The following is a 20,747-nucleotide window of genomic DNA, read 5'->3' on the forward strand; positions in this document are numbered from 1 at the left end:
AATTTTTATTCTATCGTATGTAATTAGTTGCTACTAATTTTTGCTTGAATGCTTTTAATTTAGTGGTGTCTTTTAAACCTGCAGCTGTTTCGAATTTACTATTTAGGTCTAGCGTACAGCAAAATTCTGATTCGGGTCTTTTTAAAAACAGGAGTAATGAGTCTATTTCTTTTGGACCAATACCACCACTTAAAAAATAGGGTTTTATAGATGGGTATTTTTTTAAAACGTTCCAGTTAAAGGTGTAACCATTACCACCTGGTTCTTTGCCTTTGGTATCGAATAAATAGTAATCACAATGCGCTTCGAAAGGCTCTAAAACTTTAAAATCGAACTGATTTTTTATAGAAAATACTTTAATTACGATGATGTCGAGTGCTTTTAATTGTGCGCAAAGTTCTGGTGACTCATCGCCATGTAATTGCACGCCTAGCAAGTTGTGTTTTTCAACTTTACCTCTTATATAATCGAAAGTTGCATTAACAAAAACGCCTATTTTTTTAATGCTTTCAGGGAGTTCCGGAATAGTGTTATTGAAATAGCGTGGCGATTTTTCGTAGAAAATAAAACCCATATAATCTGGATTAAGGTCTGCAACATCTAAGATGTTGTTTTCATTTTTCATTCCGCATATTTTTAGTTTCATAGTCTTTGGCGTTCCTGTGGATGCAGGAATCTATTTTAGTTAATGTTTTTTATGTTTTGTTTATTTCTGTTCGAGTAATTTTTTTAATCGATTTAAAAGTTTTTAGAGCCTTCTCGATACGATTTTTTTCATGCTTCAAAAATCACTCGAAGTGACGTCGTTATTTAATGCTTTTATAAATTGCTTTGCGCTTTCTCCGGCGTTTTCAGTTTTCATAAAATTTTCACCTATTAAAAAACCCTTATAACCATAAGGTTGTAATTCTTTTATAGCTTCAACACTACTAATCCCACTCTCTGAAACTTTTACAAAATCGTTAGGTATTAATTGGCTTAATGCTTTACTGGTTTGTAAACTGACTTCGAACGTTTTTAAATTTCTATTGTTTACACCAAGCATATCTAAACTTGGCATTATTGATTTATTTAATTCTTTTTCGTTATGAACTTCTAAAAGCACATCTAAATGTAAGCTTTTTGCAAATTCTGAAAATTGCTTGATTTCATCTTTAGAGAGTATGGCTGCGATTAATAAAATGACATCTGCACCATAAGCTTTGGCTTCTAATATTTGGTATTGGTCAATTATAAATTCTTTACGTAGTAAAGGTAAATTACAGCTTGCTCGCGCTGTCAATAAATCGTCTAAAGAGCCACCAAAATATTTACCATCTGTTAAAACCGACATGCCGGAAACGCCAGCATCTTCGTATCCAATTGCAACATCGAACATGTTTAAATCATGATTTATAACTTGTTTAGATGGTGATCGACGTTTGTGTTCTGCAATGATACCTGTTGTGCTGTTTTTTAATTTTTGAGCAAGTGAAATGGTTTTACGCTCAAATAATATAGATTGCTCTAACTGCTTAGTAGGTATAAGTTGCTTTCGAAGGTTTACTTCGATGCGTTTGTCTTTAGTTATTTTATCTAAAATATTCATATTTATTTTTTATTAATGTTCATTTTGCCTTGATGCACTATTTAATTTAAAAGGTCTTGTAGACCTTTTAAATTAAATACAAAACCAAATCTGCCTGTCGGCAGACAGGAAATCACGATCAAAATAAGGAAATTGCTAAAGCATCATTCATTTTCGGAATTTCGTACTTAAAGCTGCGCTTTGCATCCTCATTCCTTCATTCATTATTTCTGAATTTTGATGTTTTCCGACTTTATTAATCTTTTTCTTTATGAGTTGGTACTGCTAACTGCGACTAAATAATGCTTACTTTCTATCTACTCAATTCTATTAATTTTTCTAAACAAGCTTTCGCTTTTCCGCTTTCAAGACTATCTTTTGCACGGTTAAATCCTTCGGTATGCGAAATACCTTCTACTGTAGCTATAGCTAATCCTGCATTAGCACAAACCACGTTGTTTTGAGCTTCGGTACCTTTGTTGCTAATTATCTTTTTAAAAATTCTTGCTGCTTCTTTTACTGTTGTGCCACCAGAAATTTGAGATTGCTCTATTTTGTCGATATTTAAATCTGAAGGTTGTAAAATGTTTTCAGACAGATTAGAAATAATTTTTGTTTCTCCGGTAAGAGAAATTTCGTCATAACCATCTAAAGCGTGAATAATGCTGTAATTTTTATCGGTATTCTGATAAAGGTAACCATACAATCGTTGTAACTCTAAACTAAAAACACCAACCATTTGATTTTTTGGAAATGCCGGATTTACTAAGGGACCGAGCATATTAAAAAATGTTTTTACGCCAAGCTCTTTTCTAATTGGTGCAACGTTTTTCATGGCTGGGTGAAATAGTGGTGCATGCATAACGCAAATTCCTGCCTGATCTATTGCAGTTTTTAATTTGTCTATGTCGTTTGTAAATTTCACACCCAGGGCTTCCATAACATTAGATGAACCTGAAGCCGACGAAACACCATAATTACCATGTTTAGCAACTTTAACGCCTGCTCCAGCGGTAACAAATGAGGATAACGTTGAAATATTAAATGTGTCTTTACCATCACCTCCTGTACCACACAGGTCTATGGCGTTAAAATTCGATAAATCCACAGGTATGCATAATTCTAAAAGTGCATCGCGAAAACCTTGAAGTTCTGAGAGCGTAATGCTTCGCATCATAAAAATAGTAAGAAATGAAGCAATTTGACTTTGGTTATATTGTCCTTCGGAAATATTTACCAATACTTTTTTAGCCTCTTCGCTACTTATATTTTCGTGATTAATTAATCTGTTTAGTATTTGTTTCATTGTAAAACTTGTTTTTTATTTCCGCGAACCTGCCTGTCGGCAGACAGAGCGGTAATCTGGCTTTCTTTCTGTTCATTTTGCCTTGATGCAAAACGAACCAAAAAATCACAATCAATCTGAGGAAATTCCTACGGATCATTCGCTACCAAAACTTCATGCTTGAAGCTACGCTTCGCAGTTACGTTTTTTCGCTCATTATTTCTGCAGATTGATGTTTTCCGACTTAGTCGGAATTTAGGACTTGACTTTTTATTTTCTTGTTTATTAATTTCTTTACTCTTATTCAAATTAGTAAATACTGTTTACTGAACACTGAACACTAATCCTTAATCCAATTCTCTAAAATCTGTTTTCCGTGTGGCGTAAGCACACTTTCTGGATGGTATTGCACACCTTTTACATCGTAAACTTTGTGTCTTAAAGACATAATTTGTCCATTATCATCTATTGAGGTAGCCTCTAATTCTTCGGGTAAATTTGCATCTACTACCCAAGAATGGTAACGCCCAACCTCAATAGTTTTATCCATGTTGTTAAAGAGTGTTTCGTTATTAACGGTTACTTTAACTTTGGTAGCCACACCATGAAAAACGGTGTCTAAATTTATAATTTTTCCTCCAAAAACTTCTGCGATTGCCTGCTGCCCCAAACATACACCAAGAATGCTTTTAGTTGGCGCGTACTGTTTAATAATGGCTTTAAGTAAGCCAGCTTCGTCTGGAATTCCTGGTCCAGGAGACAGTATTATTTTGTTATACGCGTCCACTTCATTTAATGTTAATTTATCGTTTCGTTTTACGGTTACTTCGCAACCCAAGTCTTCTAAATAGTGGACTAAGTTGTATGTAAAACTATCGTAATTGTCTATTACTAAAACCTTCATAATTTATTTATTATTCTTTCACTTTTTAAGTGGATGATTTGCTTTTAACTTATGTATTGTGCTAATTCAATAGCTTTAGTTAACGCACCTAATTTATTATATACTTCCTGTAGCTCGTCCTCTGGTTTGGATTTTGAAACCAAACCTGCTCCAGCTTGCCAATGGAGTTGATGGTTTTTACTTAGAAAAGTTCTAATCATGATGGCGTGATTATAGTTGCCATTAAAATCCATAAAACCAATAGCGCCACCATAGAAAGCTCTACTTGTTTTTTCGTATTTTTCTATAAGCTCCATAGCCTTGTATTTTGGAGCACCACTTAAAGTTCCTGCAGGAAATGTATCTGCAACAACCTGCATAGTAGGCGTGCCCTCGTGTACTTTTCCAGTAACCTTACTAACTAAATGGATAACGTGCGAGAAAAATTGTGCTTCTCTGTAGGTTTCTACTTTTACTTGACTACCATGCCTGCTTAAATCGTTTCTTGCAAGATCGACTAACATCACATGTTCTGCATTCTCTTTTTCATCGCTAGCTAATTGTTTTGCTAATTCGGTATCTTTCTCATCATTTCCTGTTCGTTTAAAAGTTCCTGCAATGGGATGTATTTCTGCAGTGCCATTATTAACAACCAATTGAGCTTCTGGCGAACTTCCAAAAATTTTAAAATCGCCATAATCGAAATAAAATAAATAAGGTGATGGGTTTATGCTGCGTAAGGCTCGATAGACGTTAAATTCGTCGCCTTTAAATTTTTGAGAGAATTTTTTTGAAAGCACCAGTTGAAACACATCGCCTCGCGCGCAATGTTTTTTTGCTAACTCTACGTGAGCTTTGTACTCCTCATCTGTTAAATTAGATTGAATATTAGAATCTGTTGAAAAAGCATATGATGCAAAATTCCGCGATTTAATAATATTTAAAATCTCTTCTATATTGTTTTCTGCATCATGACAATGTGCAAAAACATAAGCTTCATTTTTAAAATGATTAATAGCAATTATATTTTGATAAACAGCGTAATAAATTTCTGGTATGTCTATAGAATTTGGTTTTTTAGAAATTTCAATATCTTCAAAATACTTGACAGCATCGTAAGTGGTGTAGCCAAAAATACCATTGTTTATAAACTTAAAATCTTTTTCAGAATTTACTTTAAAACGCTTAGTAAATTTATGAATCATTTTAGGCACATCTTTCGTGCGGTTTCTTAATATACTACCATCTGGAAAAGTTTGTTCAATAGTATTTCCAGAAACTTTTATAGAGGCTATGGGATTAAAACAGATGTACGAAAAACTATTGTCATTAGCATGGTAGTCGCTACTTTCTAACAAAATGCTATTAGGAAATTTATCGCGTATTTTTAAATAAATACTTACAGGAGTAATAGTATCAGCAAGTATTTTTTTATAATGTGTGTAAAGGCTAAACGTCTTCATAATGTTGGTTAAAATGAAAAGGCTTGTCGTGAGACAAGCCTTTTTGTATAGTTAATTAAATAATACTTATAGGATTAGTTCACGAAGTTATAGTTTCGAGAATTCCACCACCAAGAATTATTTAAAGTTGCGTTCATAATTAAATTTTGAAAACTCAAATATATAAAGGAAATCGCTATTAACAAATTAATTTTAACGTAATTATTTGTTAAAAAGTGAAATAGATAGATTTGTCTGTTTATTTTTATCTAATGAAAAGATATGTTTTAATATTGGTTGTCTTATTTATAGCCTGTAAACAAGAAAGAGAAGTAGCTAATAAAGAAGAAGATGCTAACTCACATGCTATAGTTACGCAAGAGGAAGAATCAATAAATAACAAAGCGATTGAACTTGAAGTTTACGATTTTGAAGGTCTCGAGCCATTATTAAATAAACAAGACGATAATGTGTATGTTGTCAATTTTTGGGCAACATGGTGTGCGCCTTGCGTAAAAGAATTACCGTATTTTGAAACCCTAAATCAAGAATATCAATCTAAAAATGTGAAGGTAATTTTGGTAAGTTTAGATTTCCCTAAACAATATGAAACGAAATTAAAACCTTTTATAAAAGATAAAAATTTAAAATCTAAGATTGTAGTTTTAAACGATGTAGACGCCAATTCTTGGGTGCCTAAAGTAAGCGAAGACTGGACAGGAGCAATACCAGCAACAGTAATATACAATAAAAATAAACGAAGCTTTTACGAAAAGTCGTTTAACTTACAGGAATTAAAAGCAGAAGTAAATAAATTTTTAAATTAATAAAACAATGAAAAACGTAGTAAAATTAGCGCTGTTGTTAGCATTAATTATTAGTGTAACAGCATTCACCAAAAGTGACAAAACAAAAAACGATGGCTATAAAATTGGAGACGTAGCTACCGATTTTAAATTAGAAAATATCAACGGCAAAATGATGTCTCTGTCAGATTTTGATGAGGCAAAAGGCTTTATAATTACATTTACCTGTAATACATGTCCTTATGCAGTGGCATACGAAGACAGAATTGAAGCCTTAAATAAAAAATACGCGCCTAAAGGTTATCCTGTAATTGCAATAATGCCAAATAATGTAAAGGTTAAGCCTGGAGATAATATGGAAGCAATGCAAAAACGAGCAAAAGAAAAAGGGTTTACTTTTCCTTATTTAATGGATAAAGGGCAGGATGTGTACCCAAGATATGGTGCTACAAAAACACCACATATCTATGTGTTGGAAAAAACAGAGGAAGGTAATATTGTAAGATATATTGGTGCCATAGACGATAACTATCAAGATGCAAACGAAGTTAAAAATAAATATGTCGAGAATGCGGTTAACGCGTTATTAAATGGTGAAGAAGTAGAGGTTAATGAAACTAAGGCCATTGGTTGTTCTATAAAAGTTTAAATTAATACCTAAAATTTAAAAGAAAACCTGAAGTCATGACTTCAGGTTTTTTTATTAATATCACTTGGCAAAACATTAATTGATTAACTTTGTAGTATTAAAATTTTAAAATGGCAGATTTAACCCAAGAGCAGTGGGCTCAACAGTTAGAAGCAGATGATAATGCTTTAATATTAGACGTAAGAACGGAAGAAGAGGTAGAAGAAGGCTATATTCCAAACGCTAAAAATCTTAATATTTTTAAAGGTCAGGCGTTTATTTACGAGTTGGAAGCATTGGATAAAGATAGAAATTATTACGTGTACTGTAAGTCTGGTGGTAGAAGCGGTCAGGCCTGTGCAATTATGAATCAAATGGGATTTAAAAATGCTTATAATTTGCTTGGTGGTTTCTCGGAATGGACTGGTGCAAGGGAAGAGTAAAATTAACCAACTAATTTAAAAAAAATCATGAAAAAAGCTTTAACCGTTTTATTACTTGCAGTGCTATTTACCTCTTACAGTTGTTCTAAAAAAACAGAAAGCGTTATAACTGTAGTTTCTGTAGAAGAAATGGAGACACTTTTAGCCTTAGAAAATGTACAATTGGTAGATGTTAGAACACCTGAAGAATATAAGGAAGGGCACTTAGCGAGTGCGCAAAATATAGATTTTAATTCTCCAACTTTTGAAGAAGATATAGATAAACTGGACAAGAATAAACCAGTGATTTTATACTGTAAATCTGGAGGGAGAAGTGCCAAATGCGCAGATAGAATGCAAGAAGCAGGCTTTAAACTCATTTTCGATTTAAAAGACGGTTTTACCAAATGGCAATACCAAACATTGGATTTAAAGCTTTACCCGTAAAAAATTATTTCTCTTTTAATGCTCTTTAATAAAACGTAATATTTCGTCGTAGCGATTAGTCCACGGAAAGAAATAGTGCGACATCATTGGTACGTGTTTTTTATCTAAAAAAATCTGTTTAACGTTTGGTTGATAGGGTTTTAATGCACTAACAAAAGCTTCGTTTTGTTTAATAATAGAGGGATAAGTTTTCTCTCCTACATAAACCATAAATGGAGGTGCGGTGTTATCTAAAAAATAAATAGGTGAGGCGTCTTTCCATTTCTCTGGGTTTTCGGTCCAGGTGGTTTTATAATTGTACTCATTTGTTGGTGGATTCTCTTCGAGATAGCTTTTCATATCTAAACCAGCAGCATCATTTAAAATGACGCCTTTAATAACATTTTTATCTTCCAAATATTTAGGATTGGTACTTATTAACGCAATTAAATGCCCACCAGCACTATGTCCCATTAAAAATATTTGATTGGGATCTCCTTTATATGCCTCAATGTTATTTTTAGTCCACTGTACCGCTTGCGCAATTTCTTTAGCCATTGTATCGTAGTTTCCTTCTGGGCTTAAACTATAGCCAGGTATTACAGTAACTACATCGTTTTTAGCAAAATTACGCCCTAAAAAACCATAGGTTTTTTTATCGCCTTCTGTCCAATAACCACCATGCACAAAAATAACTACAGGATTTTTAGCAGCTTCGGTCTTTCTGGGTTCAAAAATATTTAGTGTTGGTTGGTTAACCGCTTTAGTTTCGGCTTGCGTTAAATAAGCCACGTCGCTTATTTTCCGCGAAGCGCAATTAAAAAGCAATAGAGAAAAAAGCAGGAAAGTGGTTATTTTATGGTTCATTCTTTTTAAAGCGAATTTAAGTATTTCAATCTCTTATTTCGTTAAGGGAATTATAAAGGTTTAGTAAATACACTGTCGTTAATAGCTCTTTTTACTAAGTATTTATACTCGTTTTTTCATTTAACGTAATTCTACTCTTTTTTATCCGCTTGATAATCAGCAACTTTGATAAAACGAAAAATAATGATAGCCAAGGCTTTAGAGTTTTTAACAAGTCAACTAGATGATTATTTAATTAGAAAACATCCAAGCAATAAATCTATAGTTGTTCTGTCTGGGTTAGTAACTGCAAGTGGAGAGATTGCTGTGACACAAGAAAATGCTTTGGTAATTTCTGTTGTAAACATTGCAGAGGAAGGAAGTATAGCCAACCAGCCAAATATTAGAAGACAAGGAAATACTATCGAAAAACAAGCATCGCCAGTATATATAAATCTATACATTTTAATTACGGCTTTGTTTAAAGACAGTCAGTACAAAAGCGGTTTAAGTTGGTTATCTCAAGTTATTACATTTTTTCAACAGAATCCTTACTTTAATTCAAGTCAGGTTGAAATGCCAGAAGGCATAGACAAATTAAGTTTGGAGCTGGTAAATTTAGATATTGATAACATGAGTAGATTTTGGGGCGCATTAGGAGCAAGATATCAGCCTTCAGTAATTTATAAAATGAGAATGTTAAAAATTAGCGCAGATTCTGTTGATGCTGTTTTACCAGAAATAAAAGAGCCTAATGTAAATGTGCCAATGCCATGAAACCATTTTTTAGTATTGAAATAATACATGATTACGATAATGGACTGGCTCAACATTTAAGCATTACACCAGCTAATTCAAGTGCTCCGCTAATTAGAAACAACAGGCTTTTGTTTAGGAAGCAGTTAGGTAGTATAGCCTGTTATATAGAAGAGGATAAAGCAATAATAAATGACATAGAATCTATTGGTTTTTGGGTGATTTGCGATAATGAAGCTTTCTATAATTATACCGAATACGGTCAAGATGTAAATTTTTACAAACCGCATTATTATTGGTTTAATACAGAAATGGAAGAGATAAGTAGTTCCACAATAAGTGAACAAAAAGACGATTTAAAAATATCCGAAGAACAGTTGCATCAGGCGCCAAAAAACGCTATTGGATATATAAATATTAATTTAAGTGATGTAAAGGATGATACCATATTTAAAATCCGCTTTTTAACTAAAGCCACGATTTGGGAATATAATATAAAACTCAGGCCCGAACACAAAGAGTGGGATTATAGTATTATAGACGAAGAAGGATCATGGCAATTTAAAGCGGTTAGTAAAGATGATGAGTTTATAAAATTTCAATCGGACACAGCAATTGCATATTCAAAAAAAGCAAGCAAACGATTAAAGCTTATTTGGACAACTAAGGAAGAATCAAGATTTCAAGAAGCGCAAAGCATGATATTACCTTTTGCAAATTATACATATAAAATGGTTACCGAAGACAGCAAAGAGTTGACACCAGTTTACATATATATTTAACTTTTAAACAACAAAAATTATGGCATTACCACCAACTTTAAAAACTCCGGGTGTTTACATTGATGAGAGAAATGCATTCCCTAACTCTGTAGTAGGAGTTGAAACAGCAATACCAGCATTTATTGGTTACACCGAAAAATCAAGGTACAATGGTCAATCTCTTCTTAATAAACCCATTCGAGTAGATTCTTTTATGGAATTCGAACTCTTTTTTGGTAGAGGAGCACATACCACTTACAAAATGGATGAGGTTACTACACCAGTAGAAGATCCAAAAAATTACGATTTACACATTAACGACAAAGCTTATTCTTTAAATGCTGAAGCAAATACACGTTTCAACTTATATGAATCGATGAAGTTTTTCTACCAAAATGGAGGTGGAAGTTGTTTTATTATATCTGTAGGGACGTATCAAAATGGCGTTATTAATCCTCAACTTTCGGCAAACCCGTTTATGGCAGGAATTAAAATATTAGAAAAAGAAACAGTACCAACCATGTTGGTAATACCAGATGCGGTGCTTTTACCAGTTAACGATTGTTATTCGTTACAAGTACAAATGCTTAATCACTGTGGCGCTTTTATGAACAGAGTGGCTATTTTAGATATTTACAGAGGAGACGAAGGATTAGATAATCCTACTTATAATCCAATAGATGAATTTAGAAACAAAGTGTCTTCAAGTTCTCTAAAATATGGTGCAGCCTATTATCCTTGGTTAAATACTACTATCCTGCAAGCACCAGAAGTAAGCTATAAAAATTTAGATGATGATTCCGCAGCAACATTAAAACAAATATGCGAAGACTATATTAACGAGGCATTAAATCCTGCTCAAATTACTACTATAAAGCCTTATTTAGATCAACTAATTGGCGTTGTTGCTCCTGGTGAAAAAGAAATGGCAGCTTTAGTGAAAGCGCAAAAAACACAAGCGGACTTAGCCGAAGATGCATCAGACGATGATAAAAAGAAAGCACAAACCGCTGTAGACGAAGCTCAAACAGCATTAACTGAAGCAAAGAAAGTGCCAACAGACGATGAGATTACTGCGCTTAAAGAGGCTGTTGAGAAAGAAACAGATGATAATAAGAAGAAAGAGGCGCAAAAAACACTTGATGCGGCTACCACGAAAAAAGAAGCTGCAGATTCAATTTTAAAACCAGAAACAATAAATAGTGTTTTAAATATTGCCATTCCAGATTATAAATTAATCATGGAAGCCATCTTAAAAAAGAAAAATTTGTTACCACCGTCTGCAGCAATGGCAGGAATCTACACACTTGTAGATGCACAACGTGGCGTATGGAAAGCACCAGCTAATGTCGCGGTTAGTAGTGTGGTATCGCCAGCCGTTTTAATAGACCATAAACAACAAGAAGATTTAAATGCGCCAATATTAGGTAAGGCCATTTGTGCTATTCGTCCGTTTATTGGTTTGGGTACCATGGTTTGGGGAGCCAGAACATTAGATGCCAACAGTTTAGATTGGAAATACATGAACGTAAGAAGAACTGTAATTATGATGGAGCAATCCATAAAATTTGCAGCTAAAGCTTATGTATTCGAGCCTAACGTAAAAAACACTTGGGTTTCTATACAATCTATGATTTCTAATTTTCTTACCAATTTATGGAAACAAGGTGCTTTAGCAGGAGCTTCTCCGGCAGATGCCTTTAGCGTAAATGTTGGATTAGGAACAACTATGACAGCAATCGATATTCTTGAAGGCAAGATGATAATAGAGGTAAAAATTGCCGTGTCTCGTCCAGCAGAATTTATTGTGATTTCGTTCGAGCAGCAAATGCAAAAATCGTAAACAGTTAACTAAAACATTAATTTAAAAATATAATATTATGGCAGATGATGGATCAAAACAAAGCGAAAAGGTATGGCCAATATCTAAATTCTTTTTTACTGTAGATTTAGGTGGAGGAATGGAAAATGCCTCGTTTCAAGAAGTTTCAGGCTTAGATATAGAATCTCAAATTATAGAATACAGACATGGCGACAGCCCGCAATTTTCAACAATAAAAATGCCTGGCATTGTAAAATCAAGTAATGTAACACTTAAAAAAGGCGTTTTTGTAAAAGATAATCAGTTTTACGATTGGTACGCTACTGTAAAAATGAATGTAGTAAAACGGGTTACTGTTACCATTAAGTTGTTAGACGAAGAAGGGAATCCAACCATGACATGGACACTTCAAAACGCATGGCCAACTAAAATTACAGGAACCGATTTAAAGTCTGATGGAAATGAAGTAGCTGTTGAGACTATTGAAATTGCACACGAAGGATTAGTAATAGCAAACAAGTAATAACATGAGTGCTCAATCGGTTTATCCAGTTGCTGGCTTCTATTTTCAGGTAAAAGTGGGAACAGAAGCCTACAGCTTTAAGGAGGTCTCTGGTATTTCGTCCGAAATTAATACGGAAGAAATTGCAGAAGGTGGCGAAAACCGTTTTAAATACAAGGTGCCAACAGTAACCAAGTACACTAATTTGGAATTAAAAAGAGGTGTAGTAGCTAAGAATTCTAATCTGTTAACATGGGTTAATAACTCGTTATCACAAGGGTTTTCCAAACCAATTAAGCCTAAAAAACTCGAAGTGTCTTTATTAAATAGAGAAGGCGATATTATTATGCTTTGGGATTTTGTTGGTGCATGGCCTGTGGGTTGGAGCACTGCTAATTTAGATGCAATGAATAACGAAGTTTTAATAGAAACTCTTAGTTTTTCTTATAACTATTTTACAAGTAAAATAATAAAACAGGTAAAAAAATGACAGTCATTATAAAAGAATTAGTGGTTAAAACCAGTATTGTGGAAAACCACAATCGAAATCCTGATTTTGATAAAAACCAATTTAAAAATGATATTGTTAAAGCCTGTCTTCAGAAAATAAAAAAGACCAGTAGAAAACAAGCAGAACGCTAAATTTTTTTAGCATGGGAAAACTTAATAAACTTAAAATTTATGCCTATTCAAACGATACTTTTCGCTCGGAGGTGGGCAATTATACGGTGAACATTAATCCGGAGAGTTACTCCTATAATCATGCTGTTAAATTTTCAGATACTAAAAATGTAGCTGAAGGCGCCGGAAATTCGGGTAAGTTTAATTCTGTAGACAAAGAAACTGTTGGGTTCTCTATATATTTTGATGGCACAGGAATTTTTAAGGAAAAAGGGAGCGTTAACGATCAAATTATAAAATTTAAAAAACTTGTATACCAGTATAATGGTAAAATTCATCGTACCAATTACATAAAACTGTCTTGGGGAACACTTGTATTTTACTGTTATTTAACAAAGTTAGATATTTCTTACACGCTTTTTAAAGACAATGGTAACCCGTTAAGAGCGAAAGCAGATGTTAGTTTTTCGGGGTTTTCAAACTCAAAATTATTAGCAGCTTCTGCAAATAAACAATCACCAGATGTTAATCATTTAAAAGTAGTTAAAATTCATAATACCATTCCATTGTTTTGTAATGAAATCTATGATGATTCGAGCTTGTACATTCAAATTGCTGAGGCTAATAAATTAGATTCGTTTAGAAACGTACCCATTGGTACAAAACTTTTATTTCCTCCATTAAAAAAATAATATATGGCAGAGGCATCAGATCTTTTATCGGTTCAAATTAATATAAACGGAAAAGCTTCAAACGCAGAAATCATGGAAATTGAAGTGTTTAAGACTATTAATAAAATTGCAAGAGCAAAAGTAAAACTCATTGATGGAAGCAAAGCAAAGGAGGATTTTAAACTAAGCGATTCTTCAGATTTTGTACCTGGAAACGAAATAGAAATCAAGGCAGGCTACCATTCTAAAGAGAAAACAATTTTTAAGGGTATTCTTATAAGCCAGACCATTTCAATTGATGCAGAGGAAGGTCCATCGTTAGTTATCGAGTGTTTCGATAAAGCTTTCGAGACAACTAAAGTGCAAAACAATGCTTATTTTATTGATAGGAGCGATAGCGATATTATTAATAAAATTTTAGGTAATTATTCTTTTTCAAAATCGGTCGATAGCACTTCTTATAAATATGAAAAAGTAATACAATATGGTGCTACAGATTGGGATTTTGTAGTGTCGCGTGCAGAAATAAACGGTTTAGTTGTAATTACTAGCGACGGTAAAACCACAGTTACCAAACCAGATATTAGCAGTTCTCCAGTACTTTCTCTAACGTATGGCGATAACATTCTTGAGTTAGATATTTCGGTAAGTAGTAATGATCAGCTTGCCGATGTTACAGCTATAGCTTGGGATACAGAAAATCAAGCACTTGTAGAAGGTAACTCTGTAGAGCCAAGTGTGAACTCGCAAGGCGATTTAACAGGGAAAAAACTTTCGAGTGTTCTAAGTGCCAAAGCGGTTTTACAATCGCCAGTTCCTTTAGAGGGTGATGTTTTAACATCCTGGGCAAATGCTCAGCTTTTAAAATCTCGATTATCTCGTTTTCATGGTACTATACTTTGCGAAGGCAGTGCAATTATACTACCTAACACATTAATAGAGATTAAAGGTGTTGGAAAAAAAATAAACGGTAAAGCTTATGTTTCTGGAGTGCACCATGAATTAAAAGAAGGTCGTTGGTTTACAGAGATTTCTATTGGGTTAAGAAAGAACTGGTTTACTCAAGACGTACCAGTAAATGCACTCACAGCAGCTGGTAGATTACCTGCTATTAATGGTTTGCAAATAGGTGTGGTAAAAAAAATACATGAAGATCCAGCGCAAGCGTTTAGGGTTTTAGTAACCTTACCATTAATAAAAACATCAGACGATGGTCTTTGGGCACGTTTAAGCACTTTTTATGCGTCTAATACATTTGGAAACTTTTTCTATCCCGAAATTGGCGATGAGGTTATTTTAGGTTTTTTAGACGATAATCCCTCTGCACCAATAATATTAGGAAGCGTATACAGTAAAAAAAATGCTCCGGCTTTAGTGCCTGATGAAAAAAACACACACAAAGCGATTACTACGCGCAGTAAAATGACGATGGATTTTGATGACGAACTTAAAATAATTAAAATAGAAACACCTGCTAAAAATAGTATTATTATTAGTGAAGAGGACAAAGCAATTACTATAACAGACCAGCATAAAAACGAGATTAAACTCAATGAAGATGGTATCACCATACATAGTATTAAAGATATTATTATAGAAGCCACTAACGATATAAAAATGTCTGGAGTTAACATAGACATAAAAGCCTCTGCCGATCTTACAAGATCTGGAGCCAACACAAAAACTAAAGCACAAATGGCATACTCTGCCGAAGGTGGAGCCACTGCTGAGTTAAAAGCAGGAGGAAATACAACCATTAAAGGTGCTATGGTAGCTATTAATTAAATAAATAAAAATCATGAAAGCTCAAATTGATAAAACACCTAAAAACAAGAGCGAGTCTTTTACTCCCGATAATTTTCAAAAACAAAATAGGGAAAAGGCTTCACTTCAATTTGTAGACAATAGACCAGAAGCAATTGCTCAAAGAAAAGTTCAAAAGCTTGTAAACGATAAATCACAAACTATTCAATTTACTAAATGTGAAAATTGTGGTAAAAACGAAAAAACATGTAAATGTACAAAGGAAGATAGAGGAGAACCATTGTCTGCAGTAAGTTGGTGGGATACTTTATCCAACAAAGAAAGACAACTGTTGCTAAGAAAAATGGGTACTCATGAGGCAAGTGGTGGCGCAAACAAAACCGATACAACTACTGCTGGTAGTAAAAAAGGAGATTCGCATGGTAATTCATCGGGAGATGGTAAAGCAGATATTTTTAGAATATATAAAGGAAACCCAACCCTATATTCTAATATTAAAAGTTGGAATAATAAAAATGCTGTAAAAAAGGCAAAAAAGAAAAAATAAAGCTAACAATAAATATTTCTCTTTTTTAAAAACAAGTAGTAACACTGTTTTTTAAAGCGCTAAACTTCTCTAAATTGTAGCTTATAATTCTTTAATTATGAGCGAATTAAAACCAAATATTTTTCTTGGTACTGGTTGGGGCTTTCCACCTACTTTCAACTTTGTTACAAAAAAAACAAACATGGTTTCTGCCGAAGAAGATATAAAAGAAAGCTTATTTATTCTTTTATCTACCATGAAAAGCGAACGCGTCATGATGCCTGAATATGGCTGCGACCTAATAAAACTTGTGTTTGAAGAAATGGATAATACCTTATACCATTTTACTATCGATATGGTTAAAAATGCCATTATTCTTAATGAGCCAAGAGTAGATGTTGAAACGGTCGATTTAACCATTGAAGCCGATACGCTTTACGTTAATGTAGATTATATTATTAGGGACACAAACAGTCGCCACAATCTTGTTTACCCATTTTACATTGGGCAAGGCACAAATATAGAGAGCCATGATAGAATCTATTGATGATGTTAACGTTTCGGTAGAGCCTTTCCAGCCAGATTATGTAAGGTTAGATGAGCGCTCTGTTAGAGATTTAATGCAACTGTTTTTAGGCTATGCAAAACAAATTCCTTTTGTAAACGAAGATGGAGCGACCTTAGGTAAATGGGACGAAATGTACTCGCAGCAAACTTTATTTCTATGGCTGGATATTTCGAGTTTAGATACCATTACACTAAATAACCGAAAAAAAAACATCTTAGAGTTTTGGGATTCCGATGGCGAATCTAAAGCTGTGAACTTAATAATAGAGATACTTGAGATTTTAAAACAATTATTCGACAAAGCGGTTTTGGTCGATGGAATTTGGGTGTTAGAAGAAATACGCTCTGTTATTGCTGGCGATTTGTTTTTTAATATTTTATCCTTAAAAGGTTTACTAAAAGAATGTACACCAGAGCAGTTAAAAAGTTTAGAAATCTGGATAGAATGGTTGCAGAACACTAAAGCAACTTTCGATTTAAACTATCTTGCATCCGCGCCACAGGACACAAAAAAAAATCTATTTAGAGATATTGTAAACGAAGGAATCAATTGCTTATTCATTTTAAAAAAGAAGTCTAAAGGAGAGGATTTTAATAACATGCTTAAAAACGGAAAGCATCCTGCACATATAGGTTTGCTATTTGGGTTTTTAAAAAGTTACCAAACAATACAGCAACAAGTAAATAAAATACCTAAACGACATTTAGATTATTATTTTAGAACAATTTTAAATCAAAAACAGCTTAACGCAGAGCCGGATTATGCATACTTGTTTATTGACTTGGTTTTAGGTGTCCACACAGCAACCATAGAAAGTGGTAGTTTATTTTCGGCAGGACAAGACGAAACTGGCGAAGAAATTATTTTTAAAAATGAAAAAAGCATACCACTAACAGGAGCCAATATTACAGCTTTAAAAACACTACTGTTTCATAAAAACAAAAGCGTATTGCCATTACAATATGCTAATATGGTAACAGGTGTTTATATGGATAATATTCCCTTGGAAACCATTAAAAAAGAGCAGGTTATTAGTAATGCATGGCCATTGTTTGGTGGGCCGCAAAGCTATAAAAGCAATAAAGAACTGCCAGAGGTTGGCTGGGCTGTTGCATCTCCAATTTTTAATTTAAACTCTGGTGAAAGAACAGTGAAACTTTCTTACAAATTAGAAAGTGAAAGTATACAGGCTTGCGATTCCATTTTAGAAAAGTTAGTAACGCAAGGCAATGATATTGATTTAGTTTCTAAGGAAGAAATGCTATTCCGTTTTATAGATAATGCTTTTAATATGGAAATAACTACAGCAAATGGTTGGTTAGCTATTGAAGCGTATTCATCTAATTTTACCAATGCCTTTAGTAATGAAAACTGCTGTTTAGAGTTTTCGTTCGTATTGTCTGAAAATTTTCCTTCATGGGTTAACTATTCAGAAGCCATACACCAAAGAAAATTCGATTCGAATTTGCCTTTGCTAAGTATAAAATTAAAACAGGATTCTGCATATTATCCATTTTCATTATTAGAACAATTAACAGTTAAAACCTTAGATATAGATGTTGCCGTAGCCAACTTTAACGATTTCATAGTTTACAACAAACACGGTTTGGTAGATGCTTCCAATCCGTTTCCACTTCTTGGAATTAATCCGCTTCAAGGTAATCGATTTTATATTGGAGCTAATGAATGGCTGAATAAGAAAATGAGTCATCTAAAATTAAAAATAGAATGGGCAGATTTACCAAAACCTAATTTTAAAACCTATTACAATAATTATAAAACGGAAACGATTACAGATCAATCTTTTAAAATAGAACTTACCAATTATGCAACTAATAAAACTACTGAAAATTTATTTGCCGTAGACAACGGAGTTTTAAAAAATGAAACTCATTTTCCTGAAAAATATATTGACAAACCAGCCAGCAACAAGCTAAATAGCAATTCAGAATTTTTAAACCCGAACACGTTTCCTTTAGCATTTATTGGTTTCGAATTGGTAGCCCCAAATATAGGTTTTGGTAGTTCTATCTACCAAGAAGAAATGACGCTATATGGGCAAAGTGCAATAAAAAATCGTAAAAAACAGGACACCCAATTTCCGCCGAAACCGCCTTATGTGCCCTTGGTAAGAAAGCTAAGCATAAACTACAAGGCTAACCAGTCTATTTCTTTTAATAGTATTACAAGTGTGAAGCAAACTGAAGCATTCGATTTTTTTCATATGCACCCATTTGGAAATATTAAAGAAGCTCATGAGAAAAAAATCAGAAATAACAATTTGCTTACCAATGCCTATCAGGACAAGGGTTATCTTTTTATAGGATTAGAAAACCTGCAACCTTTTACAGAGATTTCCATTTTTTTTAAACTTATTCCTTCGCAAAAAAAATTAAGCAATGATAATATGGTTTCAATCTCCTATTTATCTGGAGAATCCTGGTCAGATTTTGGAGAGAATGTAGTAGAAAACACAACGATTGAAACTCAGGAGACAGGAATAATCAGACTGTTTTTACCACTAGATATAGAGAGTAACCATCCGCTTTTCGATAAAGATAAAGATTGGATTCGCCTTTCAGTAGATAGCTCTAACTTAAAATATATTGGACGTTGTGTTTATATAAACACTAACGTTGGTATGGTAAAGCGAAAGCTTAAAAGCAGGGATGCTTCATTTAAAATATTAAAACCTTTATCTATAAATAAAATAATTACCAAAAATGCATCTGTAGTGTCTGTTACCCAGCCTTTTTATTCTTTTGGTGGTCGACAAAAAGAAGAAGAAACTAAGTTTTATTCCAGAGTTAGTAATCGTTTAGGTCATAAAAATAGAATGATTAGGCCAAGAGATTATAAACGAATGATTTTAGAGAAATTTCCAGAGGTAAACTGGATAAAAGTCTTAACACCTTCAGTCTACGGAAACAGTAAAGGATCGGACAGAACAAATCCTGGTACGGTAAAACTTATAGTGATGCCAAAAATTAATCAGGAGAGCGATAAAAGCAGTTTTTATATTCATAAGAATACGCAATTAGCCATTAAAAAGTATGTAGAAGCACATTGTGCACCAGAATTAACTATTGAAGTAGAATCTCCCGAGTATGAAGAGATTGAGGTAAGGTGCAGGTTGGAGCGTGAGAATATAAACGAATACATTCCTTACGTAGAAATTGATGAGATTATTAAGAGACAAATTTCACCTTGGTTGTATTTTGATAAAACCGATTATAAAAAGGTAGAAACCGAATTTAGCGTTGGTAATTTAGTATACGCCATAAGCAAACACCCAAAAGTAAAAGATGTGCCATGGTGTCAAGTTATTAGAGTATCGAAAGACAATAGATTATCTGTTATGAAAGACGATTATCGTTACACTTATTTCGATTCGAGTGTCGATGGCGACATTGTAAAACCATCTAATGGAAAAGCCATATTGGTTCCAGCAAAGGAGTTTAAAATATACCAGTCGCAACAGGACTATGCACAATTTAAAAAGCTGTCGCTTAGTAACATGGATTTAGAGCAAACCTATATTATTACGGCTAAAGATAATGCGCAACAAAAGGAAGCAGAAAGCTATATAAATAGTCTTGAAAAGGAAGTGTTAAAGGCTAAAACTAAGAAGAAACAATATTACGTTCTTAATTTAAAAGAACTTTAAAACTAAGAGATATGGAACAGGTTACAAAAAAACAAAACCATACACCAAAACAATTAAATAGAGATACACTTTACGAACGTTTTGAAAATGGCATGCGCCCATCTGGTAACGATTTTAAAGATTTAATCTATTCCTCCTTAAACAAATTGGACGATGGAATTTCAAAATCGTTTAAACACGGTTTAAAACTGTCGCCACAAACAGAACAAAAGGATTTAACAGATACAGATTCCAGCGGAAGAGTAATAAGTTTTTACGAAGTTATAAATGGAGAAGAAGCTGCATGGACCATAAGTTTGGTAGGTGAAAAAGGAAATAAATCTTTAAGCATTGCTACTGGTAACAATCCTAAATCTAATATTACCATAGCGCAAGATGGTACTTTAAACGTTGGTTCTGTTAATATAAGCAGCAAAATTGGTACGCATGCAGAGGGTGTTACAAAGGCAGATGGCGAGTGGCATACGTTATTAGATAATCTTGAAGGCTGTAATATGTTCGAAGTCGTTGCAATGGCACATAGCGAAAGAGGAGAAGGCAAATATGCTTCTATTCACGCCATAGCATCTAACGCTTATGCAGGAAAAAAAGGAAGAATACATTGTAACCGTAACTTTTATGGCTGGAAATTCTGGAACAGAATATCCTTACGTTGGGTAGGTAATGAGTTTAACTATAAACTACAAATTAAGACACACAGTAATTATGGTAGTAATGGGAAAATAGAATTTAATATAATGAAATTAAACAGACCGATTAATTATAGTAGAGCAGAATAACTTTA

Annotated in this window: 22 protein-coding genes; 16 read left to right on the top strand and 6 right to left on the bottom strand. The window is 33.5% G+C overall.

The window, feature by feature from the left end; translation table 11 throughout:
- Positions 1 to 10: 10 nt before the first annotated feature.
- From ACVC43_RS05695 to ACVC43_RS05715, 5 genes are all read right to left on the bottom strand, one after another.
- On the bottom strand, positions 11 to 646 hold the full coding sequence (locus tag ACVC43_RS05695) for a phosphoribosylanthranilate isomerase (RefSeq protein WP_452223610.1): 636 nt from the start codon (positions 644 to 646) through the stop codon (positions 11 to 13).
- Positions 647 to 781: 135 nt separating this feature from the next.
- The gene (gene trpC, locus ACVC43_RS05700; RefSeq protein WP_452223611.1) at positions 782 to 1,588 is read right to left on the bottom strand and encodes an indole-3-glycerol phosphate synthase TrpC; all 807 of its coding nucleotides are present in this window, start codon (positions 1,586 to 1,588) and stop codon (positions 782 to 784) included.
- A 292-nt stretch (positions 1,589 to 1,880) separates the two neighbouring features.
- Positions 1,881 to 2,873, bottom strand: coding sequence for an anthranilate phosphoribosyltransferase (trpD, locus tag ACVC43_RS05705; RefSeq protein ID WP_452223612.1), 993 nt, complete (start codon positions 2,871 to 2,873; stop codon positions 1,881 to 1,883).
- A gap of 319 nt (positions 2,874 to 3,192) precedes the next feature.
- Complete coding sequence (locus ACVC43_RS05710; RefSeq protein WP_452223764.1) at positions 3,193 to 3,759, bottom strand: anthranilate synthase component II; 567 nt, start codon at positions 3,757 to 3,759, stop codon at positions 3,193 to 3,195.
- A 41-nt stretch (positions 3,760 to 3,800) separates the two neighbouring features.
- Complete coding sequence (locus ACVC43_RS05715; RefSeq protein WP_452223613.1) at positions 3,801 to 5,198, bottom strand: anthranilate synthase component I family protein; 1,398 nt, start codon at positions 5,196 to 5,198, stop codon at positions 3,801 to 3,803.
- A gap of 251 nt (positions 5,199 to 5,449) precedes the next feature.
- On the opposite strand from ACVC43_RS05715, the gene ACVC43_RS05720 reads away from it, so the two are divergent.
- The 4 genes from ACVC43_RS05720 to ACVC43_RS05735 all read left to right on the top strand — a co-directional run bounded on the left by ACVC43_RS05720 (position 5,450) and on the right by ACVC43_RS05735 (position 7,480).
- Complete coding sequence (locus ACVC43_RS05720) at positions 5,450 to 6,004, top strand: TlpA disulfide reductase family protein (protein ID WP_452223614.1); 555 nt, start codon at positions 5,450 to 5,452, stop codon at positions 6,002 to 6,004.
- Between the two features lie 7 nt (positions 6,005 to 6,011).
- The gene (locus ACVC43_RS05725; protein ID WP_452223615.1) at positions 6,012 to 6,632 is read left to right on the top strand and encodes a thioredoxin family protein; all 621 of its coding nucleotides are present in this window, start codon (positions 6,012 to 6,014) and stop codon (positions 6,630 to 6,632) included.
- 110 nt (positions 6,633 to 6,742) lie between these two features.
- Complete coding sequence (locus ACVC43_RS05730) at positions 6,743 to 7,054, top strand: rhodanese-like domain-containing protein (RefSeq protein WP_452223616.1); 312 nt, start codon at positions 6,743 to 6,745, stop codon at positions 7,052 to 7,054.
- Between the two features lie 27 nt (positions 7,055 to 7,081).
- Positions 7,082 to 7,480, top strand: a complete 399-nt coding sequence (locus ACVC43_RS05735; RefSeq protein ID WP_452223617.1) for a rhodanese-like domain-containing protein — start codon at positions 7,082 to 7,084, stop codon at positions 7,478 to 7,480.
- A gap of 15 nt (positions 7,481 to 7,495) precedes the next feature.
- Here the strand turns inward: ACVC43_RS05735 and ACVC43_RS05740 are convergent, their stop codons facing one another.
- Entirely contained in the window at positions 7,496 to 8,326 is an 831-nt protein-coding gene (locus ACVC43_RS05740; RefSeq protein ID WP_452223618.1) for an alpha/beta hydrolase, read from the bottom strand.
- A 183-nt stretch (positions 8,327 to 8,509) separates the two neighbouring features.
- Here ACVC43_RS05740 and ACVC43_RS05745 point away from each other — a divergent pair, with 183 nt between their 5' ends.
- The 12 genes from ACVC43_RS05745 (at position 8,510) to ACVC43_RS05800 (ending at position 20,742) form a co-directional block, all read left to right on the top strand.
- Positions 8,510 to 9,082: a DUF4255 domain-containing protein gene (locus tag ACVC43_RS05745; RefSeq protein WP_452223619.1), complete on the top strand. Its 573-nt coding sequence runs from the start codon at positions 8,510 to 8,512 to the stop codon at positions 9,080 to 9,082.
- Entirely contained in the window at positions 9,079 to 9,843 is a 765-nt protein-coding gene (locus ACVC43_RS05750) for a hypothetical protein (protein WP_452223620.1), read from the top strand. Before ACVC43_RS05745 ends, ACVC43_RS05750 begins: the two co-directional genes overlap by 4 nt.
- A gap of 19 nt (positions 9,844 to 9,862) precedes the next feature.
- Complete coding sequence (locus tag ACVC43_RS05755) at positions 9,863 to 11,665, top strand: phage tail sheath C-terminal domain-containing protein (RefSeq protein WP_452223621.1); 1,803 nt, start codon at positions 9,863 to 9,865, stop codon at positions 11,663 to 11,665.
- 37 nt (positions 11,666 to 11,702) lie between these two features.
- Positions 11,703 to 12,167: a phage tail protein gene (locus ACVC43_RS05760; RefSeq protein ID WP_452223622.1), complete on the top strand. Its 465-nt coding sequence runs from the start codon at positions 11,703 to 11,705 to the stop codon at positions 12,165 to 12,167.
- 4 nt (positions 12,168 to 12,171) lie between these two features.
- Positions 12,172 to 12,636, top strand: a complete 465-nt coding sequence (locus ACVC43_RS05765; RefSeq protein ID WP_452223623.1) for a phage tail protein — start codon at positions 12,172 to 12,174, stop codon at positions 12,634 to 12,636.
- Positions 12,633 to 12,788, top strand: a complete 156-nt coding sequence (locus tag ACVC43_RS05770; RefSeq protein ID WP_452223624.1) for a DUF5908 family protein — start codon at positions 12,633 to 12,635, stop codon at positions 12,786 to 12,788. The genes ACVC43_RS05765 and ACVC43_RS05770 overlap by 4 nt, the downstream gene beginning before the upstream one ends.
- 11 nt (positions 12,789 to 12,799) lie before the next feature.
- Complete coding sequence (locus ACVC43_RS05775) at positions 12,800 to 13,459, top strand: CIS tube protein (RefSeq protein ID WP_452223625.1); 660 nt, start codon at positions 12,800 to 12,802, stop codon at positions 13,457 to 13,459.
- A gap of 3 nt (positions 13,460 to 13,462) precedes the next feature.
- The gene (gene vgrG / locus ACVC43_RS05780) at positions 13,463 to 15,223 is read left to right on the top strand and encodes a type VI secretion system tip protein VgrG (RefSeq protein WP_452223626.1); all 1,761 of its coding nucleotides are present in this window, start codon (positions 13,463 to 13,465) and stop codon (positions 15,221 to 15,223) included.
- A gap of 13 nt (positions 15,224 to 15,236) precedes the next feature.
- The gene (locus ACVC43_RS05785) at positions 15,237 to 15,749 is read left to right on the top strand and encodes a hypothetical protein (protein ID WP_452223627.1); all 513 of its coding nucleotides are present in this window, start codon (positions 15,237 to 15,239) and stop codon (positions 15,747 to 15,749) included.
- A gap of 97 nt (positions 15,750 to 15,846) precedes the next feature.
- On the top strand, positions 15,847 to 16,275 hold the full coding sequence (locus ACVC43_RS05790; RefSeq protein WP_452223628.1) for a GPW/gp25 family protein: 429 nt from the start codon (positions 15,847 to 15,849) through the stop codon (positions 16,273 to 16,275).
- Positions 16,259 to 19,963: a hypothetical protein gene (locus tag ACVC43_RS05795; protein WP_452223629.1), complete on the top strand. Its 3,705-nt coding sequence runs from the start codon at positions 16,259 to 16,261 to the stop codon at positions 19,961 to 19,963. The genes ACVC43_RS05790 and ACVC43_RS05795 overlap by 17 nt, the downstream gene beginning before the upstream one ends.
- An 11-nt stretch (positions 19,964 to 19,974) precedes the next feature.
- Positions 19,975 to 20,742: a hypothetical protein gene (locus ACVC43_RS05800; protein ID WP_452223630.1), complete on the top strand. Its 768-nt coding sequence runs from the start codon at positions 19,975 to 19,977 to the stop codon at positions 20,740 to 20,742.
- The last annotated feature ends 5 nt before the right edge of the window (positions 20,743 to 20,747 follow it).

The organism is Lacinutrix chionoecetis, from assembly GCF_053604665.1.